Source organism: Ensifer sp. ENS08 (assembly GCF_014852195.1).
Classification (GTDB): domain Bacteria; phylum Pseudomonadota; class Alphaproteobacteria; order Rhizobiales; family Rhizobiaceae; genus Ensifer; species Ensifer adhaerens.
In genome coordinates this window covers 70,325-91,502 of sequence record NZ_JACVBF010000023.1, presented here as the reverse complement: position 1 = coordinate 91,502, position 21,178 = coordinate 70,325, and the positions used below count along the sequence as shown (strand labels likewise).

Genomic DNA, 21,178 nt, shown 5'->3' with positions numbered 1-21,178 from the left:
AGGCGACGATGGAACGGGAGCCGGAACGCGTAATGACACCGGAAGAGGCCCGACGCGACCACTGGCAGATGCTGCGCTACATGACCGTCAACGCGCTGATCGGCGTTGCGATCGGGGCCATAACGGCCGGCGTGCTGATCTGGCTCAATATCGGCGCGGTCGGCACGCACATCATACGCTCGACGAGCCCGGTACTCGCAACCCTCATGGTCGTGGTGCCTTTCGCGTTGCTCTTTGGAGGTGCTGCCGCAGCATCCTCGATCGCGCTTCTGCCCTATCGCCGCAAGTTCAAACGCTGACGCGCAGTCCGGATTTGAAAGAGAAACAAGATGTTCAAGAAAATCCTCATCGCCAACCGTGGTGAAATCGCCTGCCGCGTCATAAAGACTGCGAAGAAGCTCGGCATCGCAACGGTCGCGGTCTATTCCGACGCCGATCGCGACGCGATGCATGTGCGCATGGCGGATGAGGCGGTGCATATCGGCCCCTCGCCCTCGGCGCAGTCCTATATCGTCATCGACAAAATTATCGATGCGATCCGCAAGACCGGCGCCGATGCCGTTCATCCGGGCTATGGCTTCCTTTCGGAAAATGCCGCCTTTGCGCAAGCCCTGGAAAAGGAAGGCGTTGCGTTCATCGGCCCGCCGGTTGGAGCCATCCAGGCGATGGGCGACAAGATCACCTCGAAGAAGCTCGCGGCCGAAGCGGGTGTCTCCACGGTTCCGGGCCATATGGGTCTGATCGAGGATGCCGACGAGGCGGTTCGGATCGCCGGTTCGATCGGCTATCCCGTCATGATCAAGGCTTCGGCCGGTGGCGGCGGCAAGGGCATGCGCATCGCCTGGAACGACCAGGAGGCACGCGAAGGCTTCCAGTCGTCGAAGAACGAAGCGAAGAACGCCTTTGGCGATGACCGCATCTTCATTGAGAAATTCGTGACCGAGCCACGCCATATCGAAATCCAGGTACTCGGCGACAAACACGGCAATACGCTTTACCTGGGCGAACGCGAATGCTCGATCCAGCGACGCAACCAGAAGGTCATCGAAGAAGCCCCCTCGCCCTTCCTAGACGCCGAGACCCGCAAGGCCATGGGCGAACAGGCGGTCGCGCTCGCCAAGGCCGTCGGCTATCATTCGGCCGGTACCGTCGAGTTCATCGTCGACGGCAAGCGCAATTTCTACTTCCTCGAAATGAACACCCGCCTGCAGGTGGAGCATCCGGTGACCGAGCTCATCACCGGGCTCGATCTCGTCGAGCAGATGATCCGTGTTGCGAGCGGCGAAAAACTGGCCTTCGGCCAGGACGACGTAAAGCTCAATGGCTGGGCGATCGAAAGCCGGCTCTATGCGGAAGACCCCTACCGCAATTTCCTGCCGTCGATCGGTCGGCTGACGCGCTATCGTCCCCCGGTCGAGGGCAGACGCGAAGATGGCACGGTGACACGCAACGATACCGGCGTCTTCGAGGGCGGCGAGATCTCGATGTATTACGACCCGATGATCGCCAAGCTCTGCACCTGGGGGCCGGATCGCAAGACGGCAGTCGATGCCATGGCCGATGCGCTCGATCAGTTCGAGGTGGAAGGCATCGGTCACAACCTGCCGTTCCTTGCAGCCGTCATGCAGCAGCAGCGGTTCCGAGAGGGCCGGCTGACCACGGCCTATATCGCCGAGGAATTCGCCGACGGCTTCCACGGCGTTGCGGCCGACGAGCAGTCGCTTCGCAAGATCGCAGCCGTCGCCGTATCGATCAACCAGGTGCTGCAGGAGCGCGCCAGCCAGATCTCCGGCACGATCGGCAATCACCGTCGCATCGTCGGTCACGACTGGGTGGTCAGCCTCGGCGATCACAACTTTGCAGTCACCGCCGGCGCGTCTGCCGATGGTGCCTATGTCCGATTTGCCGACGGCGCTTCGGTTACGATCGCCGGTGACTGGGCTCCCGGCCGCACCCTTGCCACCTTCAATATCGACAATGAGCCCTTGAGCGTCAAAGTCGATCGGGTTGGAACCGCCATCCGGCTCCGCTGGCGCGGCATCGACACCATTGCCCACGTCAGAAGCCCGCGGGTTGCGGAGCTGGCGCGGCTGATGCCGAAAAAGCTGCCACCGGACACGTCGCGCATGCTGCTCTGCCCCATGCCCGGTGTCATCACCTCGGTCACGGTCAAGGCCGGCGACACCGTCGAGGCCGGGCAGGCTCTTGCCGTGGTCGAAGCGATGAAGATGGAAAACATTCTGCGCGCCGAAAAGAAGGCCGTGGTCAAGCGCGTGGCGGTCGCCGCCGGCGCCAGCCTCGCGGTCGACGAACTGATCATGGAATTCGAATGATGGCGACGGCTGTCGACGCCATCATCCAGGAGAACATCCGATGACCGAAAAGACCACCAAGGACTGGGAAACGCTCGCCGAGCGTGAACTGAAGGCAGCGCCGGAAAGCCTCACCTGGCAGACGCCCGAGGGCATTGCGGTGAAGCCGCTCTATACGGCCGGCGACCTCGACGGCATCGATCATTTGGATTCGCTGCCGGGCTTCGAGCCTTTCGTGCGTGGTCCGCGCGCGACCATGTATGCCGGGCGTCCCTGGACGATCCGCCAATATGCCGGATTTTCCACGGCCGAAGCTTCGAACGCCTTCTATCGGAAGAATCTCGCGGCCGGACAAAAGGGCCTTTCCGTCGCCTTCGACCTTGCGACCCATCGGGGCTACGACAGCGATCATCCGCGCGTCGAAGGCGATGTCGGCAAGGCAGGGGTTGCGATCGACTCGGTCGAGGACATGAAAATCCTGTTCGACGGCATCCCGCTCGACGAGATGTCCGTCTCGATGACCATGAACGGCGCGGTCATTCCGATCCTCGCCTCCTTCATCGTCGCCGGCGAGGAACAGGGCGTTTCGCGCGACAAGCTCTCGGGGACCATCCAGAACGACATCCTCAAGGAGTTCATGGTCCGCAACACCTACATCTACCCGCCGGAACCCTCGATGCGCATCGTCGCGGATATCATCGAGTATACGGCGAAGGAGATGCCGAAGTTCAATTCGATCTCGATTTCCGGCTACCACATGCAGGAAGCCGGCGCGACGCTGGTGCAGGAGCTTGCCTTCACGCTCGCCGACGGGCGCGAATATGTGCGGGCTGCCCTTGCCAAGGGGCTGAACGTCGACGAGTTCGCCGGGAGGCTTTCGTTCTTCTTCGCCATCGGCATGAATTTCTTTATGGAAGCGGCGAAGCTTCGGGCGGCGCGGCTGCTCTGGACCCGGATCATGAAGGAGTTCGAGCCGAAGAAGCCGTCTTCGCTGATGCTGCGTACCCATTGCCAGACCTCGGGCGTCTCGCTGCAGGAGCAGGATCCCTATAACAACATCATCCGCACCGCTTTCGAGGCGATGTCGGCCGCCCTTGGCGGCACGCAATCGCTGCACACCAACTCCTTCGACGAGGCGATCGCACTGCCGACGGAGTTTTCAGCGCGCATCGCCCGCAACACGCAGCTGATCCTGCAGCACGAGACCGGTGTCACCAAGGTCGTCGATCCGCTTGCCGGCTCCTACTATGTCGAGAGCCTGACCAATGAACTCGCGGAAAAGGCCTGGGCGCTGATCGAAGAGGTCGAGGCGATGGGCGGCATGACCCGTGCGGTCAACGCCGGCCTGCCGAAGCGACTGATCGAAGAGGCCGCGACCCGCCGCCAGGCCGCGGTCGACAAGGGCGAGGAAATCATCGTCGGCGTCAACAAGTACCGGCTCGACAACGAGGAGCCGATCGACATCCTGGAAATTGACAACAGCGCCGTGCGCGCCGCGCAGATCCGTCGCATCGAGGAGACGAAGCGGCGGCGCGACAGCGCAAAGGTGAAAGAGACCCTGGCCGCGGTTTCAAAGGTCGCCTCGACCGGCGAAGGCAACCTCTTGGCGGCCGCCGTCGAAGCGGCGCGGGCGCGCGCGACCGTCGGCGAAATCTCCGATGCGATGCGCGGCACCTTTGGTGACCATGCCGCAACGCCCAAGGTCGTCAGCAAGATCTATGGCAAGGCCTATGAGGGCGAGCCTGAACTCGAGGTGCTCTCCGGCCGCCTCGACGAGGTTTCGGCGAAACTCGGCCGCAAACCGAAAATCATGGTCGCCAAGCTCGGCCAGGACGGCCACGACCGGGGCGCCAAGGTGATCGCGTCGGCCTTTGGCGACATCGGCTTCGACGTGCTTGCCGGCCCGTTGTTCCAGACACCGGAGGAAGCGGCGGACATGGCGCTTGCGAGCAAGGTCAATGTCATTGGCGTCTCTTCGCTCGCAGCCGGCCATAAGACGCTGATGCCGCAATTGGCCGAAGCGCTGAAAAAGCGTGGCGGCGAGGATGTCATCGTCATCTGTGGGGGTGTCATCCCGCGCCAGGACTATGACTATCTCATGGAGAACGGCGTGTCGGCGGTCTTCGGCCCCGGCACCAACGTGCTCGATGCGGCACGCGCGGTGCTCGACCTGATCGAGGGCAAGCGCCGCAACATCTGACGCCGGGCGACGCGGAGGACATTGTCTCTCCGCCCGCCCGAGCGGTTGTCGTTACCGGCCGACGCAACTATGGTGTCGGCATGACGACGATCGCCGAAGTGTTCGGACCCTTTGCCCTGATGGCGCGCCTTCTCGCCCGCTTCTGGCCGCAGCTCCTGCTGATCGGCGCCTGCGGCGCCATTGTGCACGATCTCCTGATGCGGGCAGCCGTCTGGATCGGGATGCAGCATCCGCTCGGCGGCATGGTCACGCTCTCCCTCGTCGTGTTGGCGAAGCTCGTCGTCATCGTGCTGATGTTCATGGTCCTTCGCCCGGGCTTGCCGGCGCTCGAAGCGCTCCGGCAGCAACCGGCTGCGGCGCCTGTCGAGAGCAAGGTGCCGAAGGCCGAGCGCAGGCTGCTCGCCGTCACCGCCGCCGCCCTGCTGCCGTTCTTTGCCTACTACGCCGCCTGGGGTTTTCTCGGCGATACCGTGCGCGAATATTCGCGATCAGCTCTTGCTGCCGTCGCTTTCGGCGAAAAAGCCAACTTCTTTGATATTCTGGGGTCGCGCGGCGTTCTCGTGTCGATCGCGCTCTGCTGGCTTGTACGCTGGGGCGCAAAACGCATGAGCAAGCTGAGCGAAGCGCCCGTCTGGCGTCTTCTGATTGTAGCCGCAGATGCAAGCTGGATTTTCATCGGTCTCTACGGCCTGTCGGTCTGGAAGGACCAGGTGATCACCTGGCTAGGCGCCGGCAAGCTTCTGAGCATGAACGGCTTCGCCTTCGCCGGCATTGCGCATGCCGCCGAGACCTTCGTGCCGGTGGAATTGAGAAAACCTGACTGGGATAGCCAGGCCACAGGCCTGTTCTTCTATGCGCTCCTTCCGGTCGTCTGGCAGGTCATGGCGGCCATCATCAACGGCTACGAGCTTTCGAGCGCAACACCGCGCACCCGGCCGACATCGCCAAAGCCGCGCCGCGCCCGCACGCTGCGCAAATGGGTCGCCGATTTTCTCGACCACTTCATCAGCGATTATCGCTCCCGCTATGCGCCGATCTGGACCTGCCTGAAGCTGACGCTCGGCTCGGGGCTGGCGGCACTTTTCGCCTTTATCATCGCCTACAATGCCATTGCCTGGCTCGGCGCCTGGACCTGGTACGCGGCAACACGGACGCTGGACGTGGCAGATCTTGCGAGCTGGCGGCTCGTTTTCGATGCCGTGAGCCTTTTCATCGGCAGCCCCAGCGATCTCAACGGCGGCATCGTGCTCGATGCCCTGCGCATCACCCTGCTGGCGGCGATGCTCGAACACGCCGTTTCCCGTCAGGCCGAGAAAGTCGAGATCAACTACGCGTCCACTTGAACACCAGCGTCTCGTCACTGGCGCCGGGAAATTCGATCCGCAGCGAAAGGTCCCGCGCCTCCGCCGGAACGATGAAGCTCTCGGCCATGCGGACGGGGCTGCCGGCCTTGGCATCCGTAAAGGCCAGGACACTGCAGCGCGGACGCTCGGCCACCTCCGGATACATCTCTCGCACGATCGGCTCGGTCAGGGTGACCGGTTCGAAGCGGCGCCCTTTGTCGTCGATCAGTCGAACGCGGCAGGCGCCCTTCGACAAAGCGGCGAGATCGGTCGGCGATGCCTCGAATTCGGTAAGAATGACGCGTGCGTCGTCGGTGCGCGGCAGGCGTCGCATATCCATAAGCTTCCATTGCCCGCCGGCGAAGGCCTGCGCCGCTCCATCCGCAACGACGACTTCCGGGCTACCGCCGGCGAGCCATTGGCTCTCACCAAGGCTTTCCCATGCGCGGGCGACGAAGGCGAGCGGCAGCGCGACGATCAACGCGAGCAGGCAGGTCCAGAAGGTGCGTTTCTCGCTCATGACTACCTCCCTCAGTGCGCGGCCAGTGTCCAGGGCGCCCTGCTGCCGCTGCGCGCAATGGTGACAGACGGCTTGATCTCGGCCGGCTTCTTGTCGCCGAGCGCAATCGACAGCTCCTCGGCGAGCGGCGACACACGACTGCGTGCAACGAGCAGCGTGCCCTGGTCGACGGCCGCCTCGGGAAGCTCGAAGGCAAGAAGCACCGGCCTTGGCAGGCCGGGTTCGAGCCGCTCCGTCGGCAGATAGCCCGGTACGGTCGAGAACCGCTGGCTCAACGCGTAGCGCACACCATTGCTCGCCAGCCATTCCGCAGACATCAACGTCATCGTTTCCGTCTTGGAAACGGCCGCGCCCTCGATGACCAGCCAGATGCCGGATGTGGAGAAGTCCTTGACCCGTCCAAAACTTTCGACCTTGAGCTGTCGTGCCAGATGCACATTGGCTGCGCCGAAAGCGAAGTCGCGCGTCTCCACCCGCTCGCCGACAGCACCGCGAATGGCGATCGGCGCGGTGATGTCGCCGTAGCCGGGGGTACTGTTTCGCATCCCATAGAGCGCGGCGATTGCAAGGCCGCAAAGCAGCAGCGTACGGAAAGCCGACATCATTGCTCCGTCGTCTCCACAGCTTGCGTCACCGGCAACTCGACGACCGCGGCCTCGCCGTCATCGAACCAATTCGGCGCGCCGTAGAGATTGTCACGTGGCTTGTAGATCTGTTTGCCGATCGCCAGCGAAAGCGTTTGCGGTTCCGGGCGGTCCGCCGGCCACTCCCAGGCCGCGACCAGTTTTTCCGGCATGTTCGGATTGATCGCACTGGCGATCCACTTGTCCCTCGCCAGGTAATAGGTGGGCTTGGGCTGCAGCAAAGCGACGTCATCCTTGATCGTGATCAGGTTCATGAAGACGTTGCTGCTGGCCACGGACCGGTTGTCGAGTTCGAGATCCACAAGGAGGAACCTCTTTGGCTCGAACGGTTTGGTGCCGGTTGGCGGCAGAGACGACATATGGGCGCCATTGATGGTCACCCGCCAACGGCCCGTGTCGACGACCTGGTCTTTACCTATGACCGGAACAGGAACCGGATTGGCTGCATCATAAACCGCCGAAGCAAAGGAAATCGCAGCCGCCGCCATGCCGCCGATACCGGTGACAAGCATGATCAGCAGGCGCTGCCTGATCTTCGACCGCCGCATGACCGGCATCTGTCCTCCATCCACCCTGCGGATACTGCAACCGGAAGATAGGAAAGTTTGCCGAGGAAATCAAAACACGCGTGTCGGAAACGGTTTCTTCGGCAGGCACAACCTCAGAACGAAGGTCGGGTGGGCTAAAAGCTGTGCATTGCCCAGCCACAACACGTTTGCCGCCCGCCAACCCACCCGTGATTGGCGCTTGCCTTCTGCCCGCGACGGGCGACAATTGCATGCGGTGGAAAGCGGTGCCAGGAGCCATTCGGCCCACATTCTCCGCCGAACCCAGGAGGCCGGCTATGCGCAAACTGCAATCGCAAGGCGTTCACCACATCACGCTTGTCGGGGCGGACCGTCAGACGTCGATCGATTTCTGGGAGGGGCTGCTCGGCATGCCCTTCATTTTCGAGCAACCGAACCTCGACCGGGCGAGCGAAAGCCACCTCTATTTCGATCCGGGCGACGGCCGCCTGATCACCGTCTTCACCGACGAGAACCGCACGCCGGATCCCGAGCGCACCCCGACCGACATGGGCTGTGTGCATCACATCGCCTTTGCTGTTTCGCGCGCGACATTCAACCAGGCGGTGGAGCGGCTCGACGAGCGAAAGATCCGCCACAGTGGCGTCAAGGATCGCGGCTTCATGGATTCGATCTACTTCGAAGATCCGCTTGGGCTGCTGGTTGAACTTGCCTCCTATCGCTTCGAGCCGCCGGCCGGTCACAGCCATGCCGAAGTCCTGATGGAAGCGCATAGGATCAGGACTGAACGCGGCGACTATAACATCGCCGAGGTCCATCTCGCCGATGCGATCGAAGCCCTGAACGAACGCTCTCGGCCGACGCTGTCGCTCGATCGCCAACCGAAGAACCCATACGGACCGCGATAGGGTCGCACTTGGTGAGATCTGTAGCCAAGTGGCGGTGTCTGCCGCGGGCGAGCCGCCGCCAGTTCAACGACGATCAACCGGGAGGAATGCCATGTCCGCAATCCAGCTCAACGTGATCAAGCCCAGCGTCAACAACATGACCGCGCGCGTGTTCCTGCGCGCAGCCAAGCTCGATTTCAGTGAAAACGATGTCTACGGCCAGACGCGCTCGCCCGAATATCTGGCACGAGCGCCGTCGCATCTGACACCGATGATCGAGACAGCGGACCTGCCCAGGGGCGCGCTTTGGGAAAGCTGCGCGATCATGCAGTACCTTTGCAACAAACATGGGCTTGATGACTTCTACCCGAGGGAACCCGAAGCACGCGCGATGATCGACAGCGCCATGTTCTACCTGATCGGCACCTTCTATCCCTACCTTGCCCGCGCAACCTATCCGGCGCTGAACTTTCCGCTCTACGCGGGCGAAGTCGGCTGCAGCGATGCCGATGCGGCGACGAAGGAGATCGCCCGGAAGGCAGCGGTTGCAGCCCTTGCCGAACCGCTCGACGTATTCCGCGCTTTCTACATTGGCGACAAGCCGTTCATCGGTGGCGCCAAGCCCTCGATCGCCGATATCCGGCTCGCAGCAACGCTCGAGTTCCTGGCCGCGATCGACTATGACCTGCCGGACTGGGCAAAGACCTACATGGCAAGCATCGAAAGAACGCTCGGGGCCGCCTATGCCGAGCCCGCCGCCGATGTCCGCGGCTATATCGCTTATGTAAAATCGCAGCGGCAATAGCCTGGCGGCTGCGATGCGGATCATTGAATGAGGAGTGCGACGCCGGTTGCTCCGAGGGCGAGCGTCCAGAGGCGATCGAAATTGATCCAGGCGGAACGCAGGACCGCAAGGTCGAACCAGGTGAAGACGGCGAGCGCCAGCACCGCGGTCACCGTCAGCATTGCGATGCTATGCACTGCGACGGCGGCGAGCGAGACCGGCAGCGAACTTGCCATCGCCAGTTCGCCGGCGTGACCTGCAAGACAGAGACTGAGCACCGCCGGCACCAGCATCAGGCCGGCCCCATGGCTCGTCGCCATCAGGAAGGACCAGAGCGCAAGTCCCGCCATGCCGGTCCGCATCCCGATCCGGACGCGGTGGCGATGCCCATAAATGGCGGTGTACCCGGCGGCCCCCAGAATGAGCACGGCCGCAGCGATCCTGAATGTGTTCGGATCCAGCACCGAGCCGAATGCTGCGACCAACGCGAGCACCGCGGCGACGGAAATCGCGTGGCCGAGTGCGATCGGTGCGAGGGACAGCCATACGACCCGGCTGCTCTGGCGATGAAGTCCGAGCGCAACCGCAAACAGCCAGCCCATTGCCGGGTTGAGGCCGTGAAAGGCGCCGAGGCCGGCAAGCGAGAGCCATGGCCAGACCGTCGTCATTCGCCGTGACCCGGCTGCACCGCGGCTCCCTCCTCACGGATAACAATAGGAATCGGACGAGCAGTCGCCGCCTTCGAGGCGAACCTGATGCGGTCGATGGCCCTTCGGCCAGTCGACGAAGAAGTTTTCGTCGAAGGCGATCCCGCCACCATCGGCGACATCGAGCTTGACCATCCAACCGTCGATGCCTTCGGGATAGAACTGCGGGTCGATGGCGCCATAGAGCGAGTTGGTGAAATAGACCCGCTTGCCGTCGCGGCTGATTTCCACCATCTGCGGCCCACCGTTGAGCGCACCGTTCTTCGCCTTCGGATGGCTCGCACGCGAAACGATGCCGCCGATCCTGACCCGCCCCGTTTCCTTCGGTGCGAAGGGGTCGGACACGTCGTACTGGATCATGTCGCCGGTGCCCCAGCAGGAAACGTAAAGGAAGCGATCGTCCATCGACAGGTCGATGTCGGTGACGAGCGGAGCGACCGCGCTGAAGCCTTTCAGCACCGGTGGCAACAGATCCGGATCGGCCGGTTCTGCCGGAATCTCGATCACCTTCTTCACGGCCCATCGGTCGCCGTCGCGATACCAGGTCCAGATCGACGCCGAGAGGTCCTTGAGGCTGATGACGCAGCCGACGAAGCCGTAGGCCTTGGTCGGATCGTGGGCCGGGCGCAGTTCGAAAACGAGCTGGTGTTCCTCGCCGAAGTCGATCTCCTGCACGTGCTTGCGTTTGTGCAGGTCCCAGAAGTGCAAGCGGCGGCCGTATTTCGAACCAAGCAGCACCTCCGGCACCAGCCCGTTCTCGAACGTATCGGGCGTGCCCCATTCGCTGGTAATCATCGTGTCGTGGCCGAGGTGCCACCAGAAATCGTAGGCGAGCTTCTGCGGCCCACGGTCCATTTCCCACTGTCCGAGCACATCGAAGCTCTGATGGTCGAGCAGGAAAATGCCGCCGGGCGCCTTGCCGTCTCGATCCGCAAGCGCGTTGACGTAAATGCCTTCGGGTCCGCAATGGGTTGTGTGCAACCGCGAATAATTCGCCTTCTCGGCGATTTCCGCGGGCTCGATCACCCGCACGATCTTCGGATTGCGGGGGTCCGGCTTGGTGTCGATGATATGGAGACGGGAGGAGCGCAGGCCCGGCACCACCAGGTAGCGACGCTCGACATGTGGATGCGGTGCGTTGGGGCACAGGCACGAGGAGCAGGCGTTCCAGCCGAAATGGTGCAACTCGTCCCCGACATTCGGCATCTCGACCTGCCCGACGATCTGCGAATAGCTTTGCGACGCCGGATCCACATCGACGACGGCGATCGCGTCCGGCCTTCTTCTGTCCGGATCGACAGCCGCCACGTAGGCGAGCGTCTCCTTTGGAGCCTTGGCCGCCATGCGCGGTGATGGATAGAAGGAAGGATCGGGTCGCCACGTCGCCATTGCCATTCTCCCCCTTAGAGAATTCCCGAATGCGCGGTGCTGATGCAGGCTCCGGTCATGCGGCAAAAACGCGTCGGAAATACGGCCTTTGCCTTATTTCCGGACAGGGATCGGAACGCTTCTGGTTGAGCGAGACGTCATTGCGACCGGCAGGGGCGGCCTGACGGCCTCAAGTCTCGATCCGCAGCTTCATCCGGTCAGCGGCAAAGCGGCTACGGGAATATTCGATCGGCTTGCCGTCGAGATCGGCGTTGATCGACTGGGCTTCGAGCACGATTGCGCCCGGCGAGAGCTTCAGCATCGCAAGCTCGTCGGCGTCAGCGTGCCGGGCGACGATCTCCGTTGAGGCGCGTACATAATCATCCAGACCGTGGGCTGCGAAGGCCTTGGTGACGGAGTGCAGCTGTTCGAATTCTTCGGCCATGCGCGGGAAGCGATGCGCCGGATAGTAGCTCGAGGATACCGAGAGCGGTCGACCATCGCCGCTGCTGACGGTTCTGAGTTCGATCACCGGATCACCGGGCCTGATGGCAAGCGCGCTCGCCACTTCGCCCCTTGCCGGCAATTCCGTGTGGCCGAGCAGCCGCGAGCCAATTTCCTTCACCTGGTGGCCAAGACCTTGCGAGAAGCGCGTGCGCTTTGAAATCGGATAACTCACCCGCTCCTTGCGCTCGATCATCGTGCCGCGCCCCTGGACGGGACGCACCAGCCCTTCTTCGGCCAGCGCCGCCAGCGCGCTTCTGACCGTGTGCCGGTTGACGCCGAACTCGCCCGCAAGCACCGTTTCCGGCGGCACCATGCCGGTCGCGTCATAGTCGCCATTGCTGATTGCCAGGCGGATCCGGTCGGCAATCTGCCGCCAGAGAGCGACGCCGGTCTGGCGCTCCACCACTTTTCGCGCTGCCGTGTCTTTTCGCATTGGCATGTCACAAGCCTGTCATTTGCCGACGTTATGAAAAAGTATAAGATGTATAGTTGTCTAGATCAATAGACATTTGAGGTGAAAATGATGGACGCGAAAGTGAAGCAGGAAAGCCCGCCGGACCCGGCGCGCAAGGAGGCCATGCGGTTGCTCGCCCAGGCAACGCTCGCCGAACTCAAGGACGCCTGGAAAGCGCTCGCAGACCAGCCCGAGGTTCACCCGGTCCGAGGCCCCGAGACCGGCCTCGTCATGGTGCGCGGCCGCATCGGCGGCGGCGGCGATCCCTTCAATCTCGGCGAGGCTACGGTGTCGCGCGCCACCGTCCGCCTTTCGACCGGCGAAATCGGCCACGGGCAGTTGCTCGGAACCGACAAGGAACGCGCCCGGCTTGCCGCCATCTTCGACGCCCTTGCCCAGCGTGACGGCGACAGGGCTAAGGTCGAGGCCCTACTTGGCCGCGTGGCCGACCGGCTTGCCCAGGAAGAACGCCGCAAGGCGGAAGAAACCGCGGCCACCCGCGTGGACTTTTTCACCATGGTTCGGGGAGACGACTGATGGCCAGCCAATCGCAGATTTACGCCGGCGCCTTTGCCGATCCAGTCTTTGCCGCTCAGTCCGTCTTCCGCGACCTGATGGACGGCTTTGCCCGTCCGGGTACGATCAAGCGCCTCGAAGCGACGAGCACGCCTCCGGCTCCGCTCGTTACCGCCGCAGGCGCCGTAGCGCTGACTTTGTGCGACCATGACACGCCCGTCTGGCTGACGACGGCACTTTCCAAATCGGCCGTTCCGCAGTGGATCGCTTTCCACACCGGTGCTCCGCTCACCACCAGCAAGACCGACGCGCGTTTTGCCTTCATCGAAAAGGGCGCCGCCTTCCCCGGCTTCGACCAGTTCTCGCTTGGCACGCAGGAATATCCGGATCGCTCGACGACACTCGTCATCGAAGTCGAAGCGCTGAGCGGCGGCCCTGCGCTGACCGCCAAAGGCCCCGGCATCAAGGACGTGATGGAGATTGCGGTGAAGGGGCTGCCCGACGTCTTCCTCGAATTCTGGACCGCCAATCGCGCGATCTTTCCGCGCGGCGTCGATCTCGTGCTGACGGCCAGCGACAAGCTCATCTGCCTGCCGCGCACCACCCGTCTTTCGCTCAAGGAGGCGTGAGCCATGTATGTAGCCGTCAAGGGCGGGGAAGCCGCCATTGCCAATGCCCACCGCCTTCTCGCCGATCGCCGCCGTGGCGACCGTAGCCTTCCCTCCATCACCATCGACCAGGTGGTCGAGCAGCTCGGCCTTGCGGTCGATAGAGTGATGGCAGAAGCCTCGCTCTATGACCGTGCGCTCGCAGCCCTTGCCGTCCGCCAGGCGCGCGGCGACATGATCGAGGCGATCTTCATCCTGCGCGCCTATCGCACGACGTTGCCGCGCTTCGGCTACTCCGAGCCGGTCGATACCGCCAACATGAAGGTCGAGCGCCGCGTGTCGGCGACCTACAAGGACCTGCCCGGCGGACAGCTTCTGGGCCCGACCTTCGATTACACCCACCGCCTGCTCGACCCATCGCTGATCGCCGACGAAGCGGTCGAAGAACCGGCGGTCAAGGAGCCAGGTGAGCATGTGATGCGCGTCTCCGACATTCTCGACGGCGAAGGCCTGATCGAGGGTGATGGCCAGATGCCCGAGGGCCATGTCATGGGCGACCTTACCCGCGAGCCGATGGAGTTTCCGATGGCCCGGGACCTGCGACTGCAGGCGCTTGCCCGCGGCGACGAAGGCTTCCTCTTGGCGCTCGCCTACTCCACCCAGCGCGGCTACGGCCGCACCCACCCATTCGTCGGCGAAGTCCGCATCGGAGAAGTGGAAGTCGAACTCGATCTGCCGGAACTCGGCTTTGCCGTCTCACTCGGCGCGATCCGCGTCACCGAATGCCAGATGGTCAACCAGTTCATGGGCTCGGCCAAGCAGCCGCCGCAATTCACCCGCGGCTACGGCCTCGTCTTTGGCCAGAGTGAACGCAAAGCAATGTCGATGTCGCTGGTCGACCGGGCACTACGCACTGACGAGTTCAGCGAGGACATCGTCGCACCCGCCCAGGATCAGGAATTTGTCATCTCGCATGCAGACAACGTTCAGGCTACCGGCTTCGTCGAGCACCTGAAGCTGCCGCACTATGTCGACTTCCAGGCCGAACTCGATCTCGTGCGCCGCATGCGCCGCGATTACGAGGCCGCGAATTCAGGTGAAACACCGAAGGTACAACGGGAGGCGGCAGAATGATGCGACATGCCGCCAGCCCTAGCGGTTCAATCGCCGCCGCCATCCCCGCCACCACAATCGCCGCCGTCACCGGCATAGACACCACCGGCGTCGCCACCTCCGTCGTTCTTGCGCGCCCTGCTCTCCGGCCCGCGCTGCGGCCGGCGGGCAATGCCGAACAGGCCGGCAACCGCCGAACAAAGCACGAAGATCCCAATCACCCAGACGAAAATCTCGCTCAAATCCTGGCCTCATCAGCGGTCGGCACACTCAAGGGTAATCAGCGATGAACGACCTTGCTACCTATAATTTCGCCTATCTGGACGAACAAACCAAGCGCATGATCCGCCGCGCGATCCTGAAGGCGATCGCCATTCCCGGCTACCAGGTTCCATTTGCGTCGCGCGAAATGCCGATGCCCTACGGCTGGGGTACCGGCGGCGTGCAGGTCACCGCCTCGATCCTCGGTCCGCAGGACGTCTTGAAGGTCATCGACCAGGGCGCCGACGACACAACCAACGCGGTTTCCATCCGCGCCTTTTTCCAGAAGGTCGCCGACGTTGCCGTCACCACCCGGACGAAAGACGCGACGATCATCCAGACGCGCCACCGCATTCCGGAGGAAAAACTCTCGGAGGGACAGACGCTCGTCTACCAGGTGCCGATCCCGGAACCCTTGCGCTTCCTCGAGCCGCGCGAGACCGAGACGCGGAAGATGCATGCGCTCGAGGAATACGGGCTGATGCATGTGAAGCTCTATGAGGACATCGCCCGCAACGGCCATATCGCCACGACCTACGCCTATCCGGTCAAGGTCGAGGGACGTTACGTGATGGACCCGTCGCCGACGCCTAAGTTCGACAATCCGAAGATGCATATGTCGGAAGCGCTGCAGCTCTTCGGCGCCGGTCGCGAAAAGCGGATCTACGCTGTCCCGCCCTATACCGAAGTCGTCAGCCTCGATTTCGACGACCATCCCTTCGAGATCCAGAGCTTCGACAAGCCCTGCGCGCTCTGCGGCGCCGAGGACGTCTATCTCGACGAGGTGATCCTCGACGACAAGGGCGGACGCATGTTCGTCTGCTCCGATACCGATCATTGCGAAGACCGCCGCGCCTGCGGCCATGCAGGTCACATGCTTGCCCGAAAGGAAGCCGCAGAATGAGTACGCTCCCGCTTCTGAAAGTGAACGACGTCTCGAAGTTCTACGGAAGCCGCATCGGCTGCCGCAACGTTTCCTTCGAGCTCTATGCGGGCGAAGTGCTCGCCATCGTCGGCGAATCCGGCTCGGGCAAGACGACACTTCTGTCGTGCCTCTCGACCCGTCTGATGCCGACCTCCGGTATCGTCGAGTACCACATGCGCGACGGTCAGTACCGTGACCTCGCCCGCATGGGCGAGGCCGAGCGCCGCTTCCTGATGCGTACCGACTGGGGCTTCGTGCACCAGAACCCGGCCGACGGCCTGCGCATGACCGTGTCTGCCGGCGCCAATGTCGGCGAGCGGTTGATGGCCGTCGGCGATCGCCACTACGGCAACATCCGCGCCACCGCCAGCGACTGGCTGGAGCGGGTGGAAATCGGCATCGACCGCATCGACGACCAGCCGCGCGCCTTTTCGGGCGGCATGCGTCAGCGCCTCCAGATCGCCCGCAACCTCGTCACCTCCCCGCGCCTCGTCTTCATGGACGAGCCGACCGGCGGCCTCGACGTCTCGGTTCAGGCGCGCCTGCTCGATCTCGTGCGCGGCCTCGTGCATGACCTCGGGCTTGCCGCCATCATCGTCACCCACGATCTCGCCGTCGCCCGCCTTCTTTCACACCGCATGATGGTGATGAAGGATGGAGCGGTCATCGAACAGGGGCTGACCGACCGCGTGCTCGACGATCCGCGCGAGCCCTATACCCAGCTCCTCGTCTCCTCGATCCTGCAGGTGTAAACCATGGCCACGCCCCTTGTTGTTTCCGAAGTCGCAAAAAGCTTCACCATGCATCTGCGTGACGGTATCCGCCGGCCGGTCGTCGCCAACGTCTCCTTCTCGGTGAAGGCCGGCGAATGCGTCGTTCTCGGCGGCCCCTCCGGCGTCGGCAAGAGCTCGATCCTGAAAATGCTCTACGGCAATTACGGCGTCGACGAAGGCCAGATCCTGATGGATCACGACGGCAAGCTGGTCAATCTGGCAACGGCCGAGCCGCGCACGGTGCTCGAAGTCCGGCGCACGACGCTCGGCTATGTCAGCCAGTTCCTGCGGGTGGTGCCGCGCGTCTCCTCCCTCGACATCGTCGCCGAGCCGCTGCAGGCCCGCGGCATGCCGCTCGAAGAGGCCCGCACCCATGCGGCCGAACTGTTGAACAAGCTGAACCTGCCGCGCGAACTCTGGAGCCTGCCACCGGCGACCTTCTCCGGCGGCGAACAGCAACGCGTCAACATCGCCCGCGGCTTCATCACCGACCACAAGATCCTGTTGCTCGACGAGCCGACCGCGTCGCTCGACGCGAAGAACCGGGCGGTTGTCGTCGAACTGATCGCCGAGAAGAAGGCCAAGGGCACCGCGCTGATCGGCATTTTCCACGACGAGGAAGTGCGCGACGCCGTTGCCGATCGCATTCTCGACGTCTCGGCCTTCTCGCCGCGAAAGGCTGCCGCATGAGCCAGAAGCTCGGGCTGGAGCCCTTTATCCACCCGACGGCGAGCGTCAACAATTCGACGCTCGGCCGCTACACCGAAGTGCAGGAGCGCTCAAGGCTCGACGAGGTCGAGTTCGGCGACTACTCCTACATCATGCAGGACGGCTCGATCTGGTGCGCAACGATCGGCAAGTTCGTCAACATCGCAGCCGCCGTGCGCATCAACGCCACCAACCACCCGACCTGGCGGGCGACGCTGCATCACTTCACCTATCGCGCGCCGAACTATTGGGACGATACCGAACTCGACCACGACCTTTTCGCCTGGCGGCGCTCGAACCGGGTGACGATCGGCCATGATGTGTGGATCGGCCACGGCGCCACCATCCTGCCGGGCGTCACTGTCGGCAACGGTGCTGTTATCGGCGCCGGCGCAGTCGTCTCGAAGAACGTCGAGCCCTACACCATCGTCGGCGGCGTGCCCGCCAAGCTCATCCGCGCCCGTTTCAACGAGGGCGTCGGCGAGCGGATGGACGCGCTCTCGTGGTGGGACTGGGACCACCAGCGCCTGCGCCGCGCGCTCGACGATTTCCGCGAGCTGACGGCCGAAGAGTTTTTGGTGCGTTATGCGTGAGTGATACGGCGCCGGGCAGAGGTTCGGCGCCTTTCCGAGCTGAGAACGAGGCGGTTACGGCCCGTTGACCAACTTCAGAATCAACTGGTGAATATTGCCGCCATCGGTCAACTCGACCTGGTCGAAGTCGCGGCTGCGCTGGCGCTGCGTCTGCGAGAGCGCGCCGAGGCGCTCGGTCATGACGGTCCTGATCTTGCGGCACTTCGGATCGTCGGGAACAGTGAGGCCCAGCGTCGCCTGCTCGATCGCGCGGACCATCTCCTTGATGAAATCGCCGTGCACGAGTTCGTGCTTGCGCACGCCGTCGATGAAGATGTCCCAGTTTTCGCGCGTGCCTGAAGGCAGCGGCCTTGCCGGTTTCGGCAGGGTGTAGGTGATGATCAGTTTCGGCTTTGCCACCGCCAGCACGCAGGCACCGCCTTGCTCTTCATATTTTCGCGTCCAGGTCAGCTTGAAGTTGGTGTGTGCGATCGCCCTGCCGATTCCGGCTTTCGGACCCCGTTCGCCGATCGAGGCGTAGAGCTCGGCACCCGTCTGCCCGGTGATTGTGTAGAGCGCTTCCTTTTCGACCGGCTGCCATTCGGCAGAGGCGAACCGCGGCTCAGACGCAAGGCAAAGGGCAACGACGCCCAGGCAAAGGCTTTTGTTCAATCCAACCCCTCGAAGTTCGCCCTGTCGGCGCACGATTCCTGGCCGCATTCCTTAAACGCGAATCGGCCAATGGCAACAGGCCAAAAAACAAAGGCACCGCGCGCCGTCTCCAGCGTGCGGTGCCTTTGCGTCTTACCCGGTCTTTTGACGCCCCGTTGTGGGAGGTGCAACGGGCCGCCCAAACGACGTTAGTTGACGGCCGTCAGCGTCATCGACGTGCCGGTGGCCGCGAGGTTCAGGCCGATCTGGCCGGTCACGCTGATCGTCTGCAGGTGGATCGAACCGGAGGTGCCGCCGACGAGGATGTTGGCACCGATACCGGCGCCGACGGTCGCTTCCGCCGTTGCACCCTGGTAGAGACCGCCGAGCGAACCGCGGTGGTAGCCGGCGGTCGGTGCGAACACGGCCCAAATCAGGCGGCTCTGCGTCGTGAAGCCGACATCGACGCCCATCTTGCGGATGGCGCCGGAATAGTGGTCGGAGGCTTCAGCACCCATGGTCGAGCGGAAGACGCAGTCGACTTCCTTGGCCGAGCCGAGCACATAGCCGACACCGCCAGCGATGTTGCAATCGAGGTAACCAATCTTGACGCCGTTGCTTGTGTCGGGCTCGGGCTGCGGTTGAACTGTCGCGAGATCGGCTGCGTTTGCGGCGATCGCGCCAGCGAGAACCAGAGACGCTGCGGACACCTTTACGGCAAAACTCTTTTTCATTCTTGTCTCCTTCTCGGAACGTCAGAAATGATTGTCATTTGACCGGCGGCACACGAACTCAAGCACATAGCGCACGCTGCAGGAAACCAAAGCCATAGCCCGCGATCGGGCAATTCCGTGGCAAGCTTTTAGCAGACGATAAAATTGGTCGGGTTTCCCCAACAATGACTGCAGATTGTGTTGAAAAAGCCACGGAAAGGCCGGGGCCGGGCATTCCGCGGAGCTGATTTGCGCGGCAGCGTGTGACGGCGGCGCCGATTGGCGCGGGGCAATGCAGCGGTTACACGGGGGGAGGTTCCGATCGGGCGACGGCGCCGCCCGATCGGAGGAGATATCGTTTCTTAGGCCTTTGCGGCCTGCGCCAGGACACCGGCGGCAACGCGTGCCGTCAGCGCCAGAGAAACGGCGCCGGCGTCCGGATGACCGATGCTCTTTTCCGCAAGCGGCCGTGCCCGGCCGAGCTTCGGCGTCAGGCTCGAAGTGGCTTCGGCCGCTTCGGTCGCAGCCTTTGCCGCCGCCTGCCATGCCTCGATCAACGGCTTTCCGGCGGCAAACTCGCGCTCCAGGGTCTCGACGAAAGGCACCAATGCATCGACAAGGGTCTTGTCGCCGACACGGGCGCGGCCGAGGCGGGTCACGCCATCGAGTGCACGGCGGGCACCGTCGACAATCGCGGCATCGGTCGGGGCTGCATCATCGTTGAAGGCATTGCTCCAGGCGCGCAACAGCAGGCCCCAGATCGCGCCCGACGTGCCGCCGGCCCGGTCCGCCCAGGCATCGCCCGCCACCGCCAGAACGCTGGCGGCGCCTGCACCCGCTGCAACCGCCGCCTTCGCGGCATCGTTGGCCGCGGCCGAACCGCGGCGCATGCCCTGTCCGTGGTCGCCGTCGCCGGCAAAGGCGTCGATGCGACCGAGTTCGTCTTCCGCCTGCTTCAGCGCCTCGGCCATTTCGCCGATCAGCCGCGCAATGCACGCGCCGCTCTGACGGGAGGTCTCGGAAGCGGCTGCGAAGGAAATGGCGTCCTCGTCATCCTTGAGCGTGTCCGTCGCGGGCTCGGTGGCGATGATCGCTCCCTTGCGCAGGGCCGGCGCATCGCAAGCCGCGCGCCAGTAGGTCTCGAGCTCGTCGTTCAGCCACATCAGCGTCAGCGAGCAGCCCTGCATGTCGAGGCTGGTGACGAATTCGCCGCATTCCGGATCGACGATCTCCAGGCCAGCCGCCTTCAGTTCCTTTTCGATCGCAACCCAAAGCACGAAGAGTTCTTCATACTTGGTCGAGCCGAGGCCGTTCAGAAGCGGTGCGACCTTGCGCACATCCGCCGGCCGCTCGGCGAGCAGTTTGCCGACGAGCAGCTTCGCGAACTCAGTTGCCGAAACCATCTTTTCTTCGCGGATACCCGGCTCGCCGTGGATGCCGAGACCAAGGGCCATCTCGCCCTTTGGAACGGTGAAGAGCGGACCCTTGGCGCCCGGAAGCGTGCAGCCGCCGAAAGCCACACCGAAGGAGACGGTGCGGTCGTTGGCAAGACGGGTGACGCGCTCAACTTCGTCGAGATTGAGGCCCGCTTCCGCAGCGGCTCCAGCAACCTTGAAGACCACGAGGTCGCCGGCGATGCCGCGGCGCTTGGCCGGGGTTTCGGCAGAGGCGCTCGCCACGTCGTCCGTCACCGGCACGATCCGCACGTCGATGCCTTCGGCGCGCAGCCGCTCGGCGGCAACGCCGAAGTTCAAGACGTCGCCGGCATAGTTGCCGAAGCCAAGCAGCACGCCGCCGCCCTGATCAGCCACCCGGCAGACGCGGGCAACGGCCGCAGTCGAAGGTGAGGCGAAGACGTCACCGGCCACGGCCGCATCCGCCATGCCCGGGCCAACATAGCCGGCAAAGGCCGGGTAGTGGCCGGAGCCGCCGCCGACGACGACGGCGACCTTGCCCTTCGGCACTTTGGTCGAGCGCACGACGCCGCCCTTCACGAGACGGACGTTGCGCGCGTAGATCGAGCTGAATCCGGCAAGCGCGGTCGTCGCAAATTCTTCCGGTGCGTCAAAGATTGTGGTCATCGCG

At 63.5% G+C, this 21,178-nt stretch carries 23 protein-coding genes; 13 read left to right on the top strand and 10 right to left on the bottom strand.

The annotated features are described in order from the left end of the window. Positions 1-8: 8 nt before the first annotated feature. From IB272_RS31840 to IB272_RS31825, 4 genes are all read left to right on the top strand, one after another. Positions 9-299: a hypothetical protein gene (locus IB272_RS31840; protein ID WP_029742742.1), complete on the top strand. Its 291-nt coding sequence runs from the start codon at positions 9-11 to the stop codon at positions 297-299. 30 nt (positions 300-329) lie between these two features. After that, a complete protein-coding gene (locus IB272_RS31835; protein ID WP_034800103.1) occupies positions 330-2,333 on the top strand; it encodes an acetyl/propionyl/methylcrotonyl-CoA carboxylase subunit alpha in 2,004 nt (667 codons plus the stop codon). Between the two features lie 40 nt (positions 2,334-2,373). Next, the gene (gene scpA, locus IB272_RS31830; protein WP_060644779.1) at positions 2,374-4,512 is read left to right on the top strand and encodes a methylmalonyl-CoA mutase; all 2,139 of its coding nucleotides are present in this window, start codon (positions 2,374-2,376) and stop codon (positions 4,510-4,512) included. A gap of 80 nt (positions 4,513-4,592) precedes the next feature. After that, positions 4,593-5,855 carry a hypothetical protein gene (locus IB272_RS31825; RefSeq protein ID WP_192445748.1) on the top strand — a complete coding sequence of 421 codons (1,263 nt, stop codon included), beginning with the start codon at positions 4,593-4,595 and terminating at the stop codon, positions 5,853-5,855. Here IB272_RS31825 and IB272_RS31820 read toward each other — a convergent pair. The 3 genes from IB272_RS31820 to IB272_RS31810 are packed head-to-tail and all read right to left on the bottom strand — an operon-like array spanning position 5,836 to position 7,576. Then, positions 5,836-6,375, bottom strand: coding sequence for a hypothetical protein (locus tag IB272_RS31820; RefSeq protein WP_060583590.1), 540 nt, complete (start codon positions 6,373-6,375; stop codon positions 5,836-5,838). The genes IB272_RS31825 and IB272_RS31820 overlap by 20 nt on opposite strands. Positions 6,376-6,386: 11 nt before the next feature. Next, complete coding sequence (locus tag IB272_RS31815) at positions 6,387-6,977, bottom strand: hypothetical protein (protein ID WP_034800117.1); 591 nt, start codon at positions 6,975-6,977, stop codon at positions 6,387-6,389. Beyond that, a complete protein-coding gene (locus IB272_RS31810; RefSeq protein ID WP_112976473.1) occupies positions 6,977-7,576 on the bottom strand; it encodes a hypothetical protein in 600 nt (199 codons plus the stop codon). The genes IB272_RS31815 and IB272_RS31810 overlap by 1 nt, the downstream gene beginning before the upstream one ends. 287 nt (positions 7,577-7,863) lie before the next feature. Between IB272_RS31810 and IB272_RS31805 the strand changes: the two genes are divergently transcribed. Then, positions 7,864-8,454 carry a VOC family protein gene (locus IB272_RS31805; protein WP_034800095.1) on the top strand — a complete coding sequence of 197 codons (591 nt, stop codon included), beginning with the start codon at positions 7,864-7,866 and terminating at the stop codon, positions 8,452-8,454. Between the two features lie 91 nt (positions 8,455-8,545). Continuing rightward, positions 8,546-9,238, top strand: coding sequence for a glutathione S-transferase family protein (locus tag IB272_RS31800; protein WP_029742732.1), 693 nt, complete (start codon positions 8,546-8,548; stop codon positions 9,236-9,238). A gap of 20 nt (positions 9,239-9,258) precedes the next feature. On the opposite strand, the gene IB272_RS31795 is transcribed toward IB272_RS31800, so the two are convergent. The 3 genes from IB272_RS31795 to phnF form a co-directional block, all read right to left on the bottom strand. After that, positions 9,259-9,885: a hypothetical protein gene (locus IB272_RS31795; RefSeq protein ID WP_127890816.1), complete on the bottom strand. Its 627-nt coding sequence runs from the start codon at positions 9,883-9,885 to the stop codon at positions 9,259-9,261. A gap of 33 nt (positions 9,886-9,918) precedes the next feature. Beyond that, on the bottom strand, positions 9,919-11,313 hold the full coding sequence (locus IB272_RS31790) for a selenium-binding family protein (protein ID WP_192445747.1): 1,395 nt from the start codon (positions 11,311-11,313) through the stop codon (positions 9,919-9,921). A gap of 169 nt (positions 11,314-11,482) precedes the next feature. Then, the gene (gene phnF / locus IB272_RS31785) at positions 11,483-12,232 is read right to left on the bottom strand and encodes a phosphonate metabolism transcriptional regulator PhnF (RefSeq protein ID WP_029742729.1); all 750 of its coding nucleotides are present in this window, start codon (positions 12,230-12,232) and stop codon (positions 11,483-11,485) included. A gap of 90 nt (positions 12,233-12,322) precedes the next feature. Here phnF and phnG point away from each other — a divergent pair, with 90 nt between their 5' ends. From phnG to IB272_RS31770, 3 genes are read left to right on the top strand one after another with little or no spacing between them, the layout of a single operon-like run. Continuing rightward, the gene (gene phnG / locus IB272_RS31780; protein WP_090301696.1) at positions 12,323-12,790 is read left to right on the top strand and encodes a phosphonate C-P lyase system protein PhnG; all 468 of its coding nucleotides are present in this window, start codon (positions 12,323-12,325) and stop codon (positions 12,788-12,790) included. Continuing rightward, positions 12,790-13,398, top strand: coding sequence for a phosphonate C-P lyase system protein PhnH (phnH, locus tag IB272_RS31775; protein ID WP_060644774.1), 609 nt, complete (start codon positions 12,790-12,792; stop codon positions 13,396-13,398). Before phnG ends, phnH begins: the two co-directional genes overlap by 1 nt. 3 nt (positions 13,399-13,401) lie before the next feature. Next, the gene (locus IB272_RS31770) at positions 13,402-14,511 is read left to right on the top strand and encodes a carbon-phosphorus lyase complex subunit PhnI (protein WP_060529560.1); all 1,110 of its coding nucleotides are present in this window, start codon (positions 13,402-13,404) and stop codon (positions 14,509-14,511) included. A 26-nt stretch (positions 14,512-14,537) separates the two neighbouring features. Here IB272_RS31770 and IB272_RS31765 read toward each other — a convergent pair whose 3' ends face one another. Beyond that, positions 14,538-14,732 carry a hypothetical protein gene (locus IB272_RS31765; RefSeq protein ID WP_029742725.1) on the bottom strand — a complete coding sequence of 65 codons (195 nt, stop codon included), beginning with the start codon at positions 14,730-14,732 and terminating at the stop codon, positions 14,538-14,540. 44 nt (positions 14,733-14,776) lie between these two features. Here IB272_RS31765 and IB272_RS31760 point away from each other — a divergent pair, with 44 nt between their 5' ends. Genes IB272_RS31760 through IB272_RS31745 form a run of 4 tightly spaced genes read left to right on the top strand, consistent with a single transcriptional unit; the run spans position 14,777 to position 17,750 of the window. Then, positions 14,777-15,655 carry an alpha-D-ribose 1-methylphosphonate 5-phosphate C-P-lyase PhnJ gene (locus IB272_RS31760; protein WP_034800089.1) on the top strand — a complete coding sequence of 293 codons (879 nt, stop codon included), beginning with the start codon at positions 14,777-14,779 and terminating at the stop codon, positions 15,653-15,655. Beyond that, positions 15,652-16,428 carry a phosphonate C-P lyase system protein PhnK gene (gene phnK / locus IB272_RS31755; RefSeq protein WP_043623284.1) on the top strand — a complete coding sequence of 259 codons (777 nt, stop codon included), beginning with the start codon at positions 15,652-15,654 and terminating at the stop codon, positions 16,426-16,428. The genes IB272_RS31760 and phnK overlap by 4 nt, the downstream gene beginning before the upstream one ends. 3 nt (positions 16,429-16,431) lie before the next feature. Continuing rightward, a complete protein-coding gene (gene phnL, locus IB272_RS31750; protein WP_034800087.1) occupies positions 16,432-17,139 on the top strand; it encodes a phosphonate C-P lyase system protein PhnL in 708 nt (235 codons plus the stop codon). Next, the gene (locus IB272_RS31745; protein WP_090301699.1) at positions 17,136-17,750 is read left to right on the top strand and encodes a DapH/DapD/GlmU-related protein; all 615 of its coding nucleotides are present in this window, start codon (positions 17,136-17,138) and stop codon (positions 17,748-17,750) included. Before phnL ends, IB272_RS31745 begins: the two co-directional genes overlap by 4 nt. Positions 17,751-17,804: 54 nt before the next feature. Here the strand turns inward: IB272_RS31745 and IB272_RS31740 are convergent, their stop codons facing one another. The 3 genes from IB272_RS31740 to IB272_RS31730 form a co-directional block, all read right to left on the bottom strand. Then, positions 17,805-18,401, bottom strand: coding sequence for a DUF922 domain-containing Zn-dependent protease (locus IB272_RS31740; RefSeq protein ID WP_244496919.1), 597 nt, complete (start codon positions 18,399-18,401; stop codon positions 17,805-17,807). Between the two features lie 188 nt (positions 18,402-18,589). Continuing rightward, on the bottom strand, positions 18,590-19,114 hold the full coding sequence (locus tag IB272_RS31735) for a DUF992 domain-containing protein (RefSeq protein WP_034800084.1): 525 nt from the start codon (positions 19,112-19,114) through the stop codon (positions 18,590-18,592). A 341-nt stretch (positions 19,115-19,455) separates the two neighbouring features. Then, complete coding sequence (locus IB272_RS31730; RefSeq protein WP_060520519.1) at positions 19,456-21,174, bottom strand: dihydroxyacetone kinase family protein; 1,719 nt, start codon at positions 21,172-21,174, stop codon at positions 19,456-19,458. Positions 21,175-21,178 lie beyond the last annotated feature (4 nt).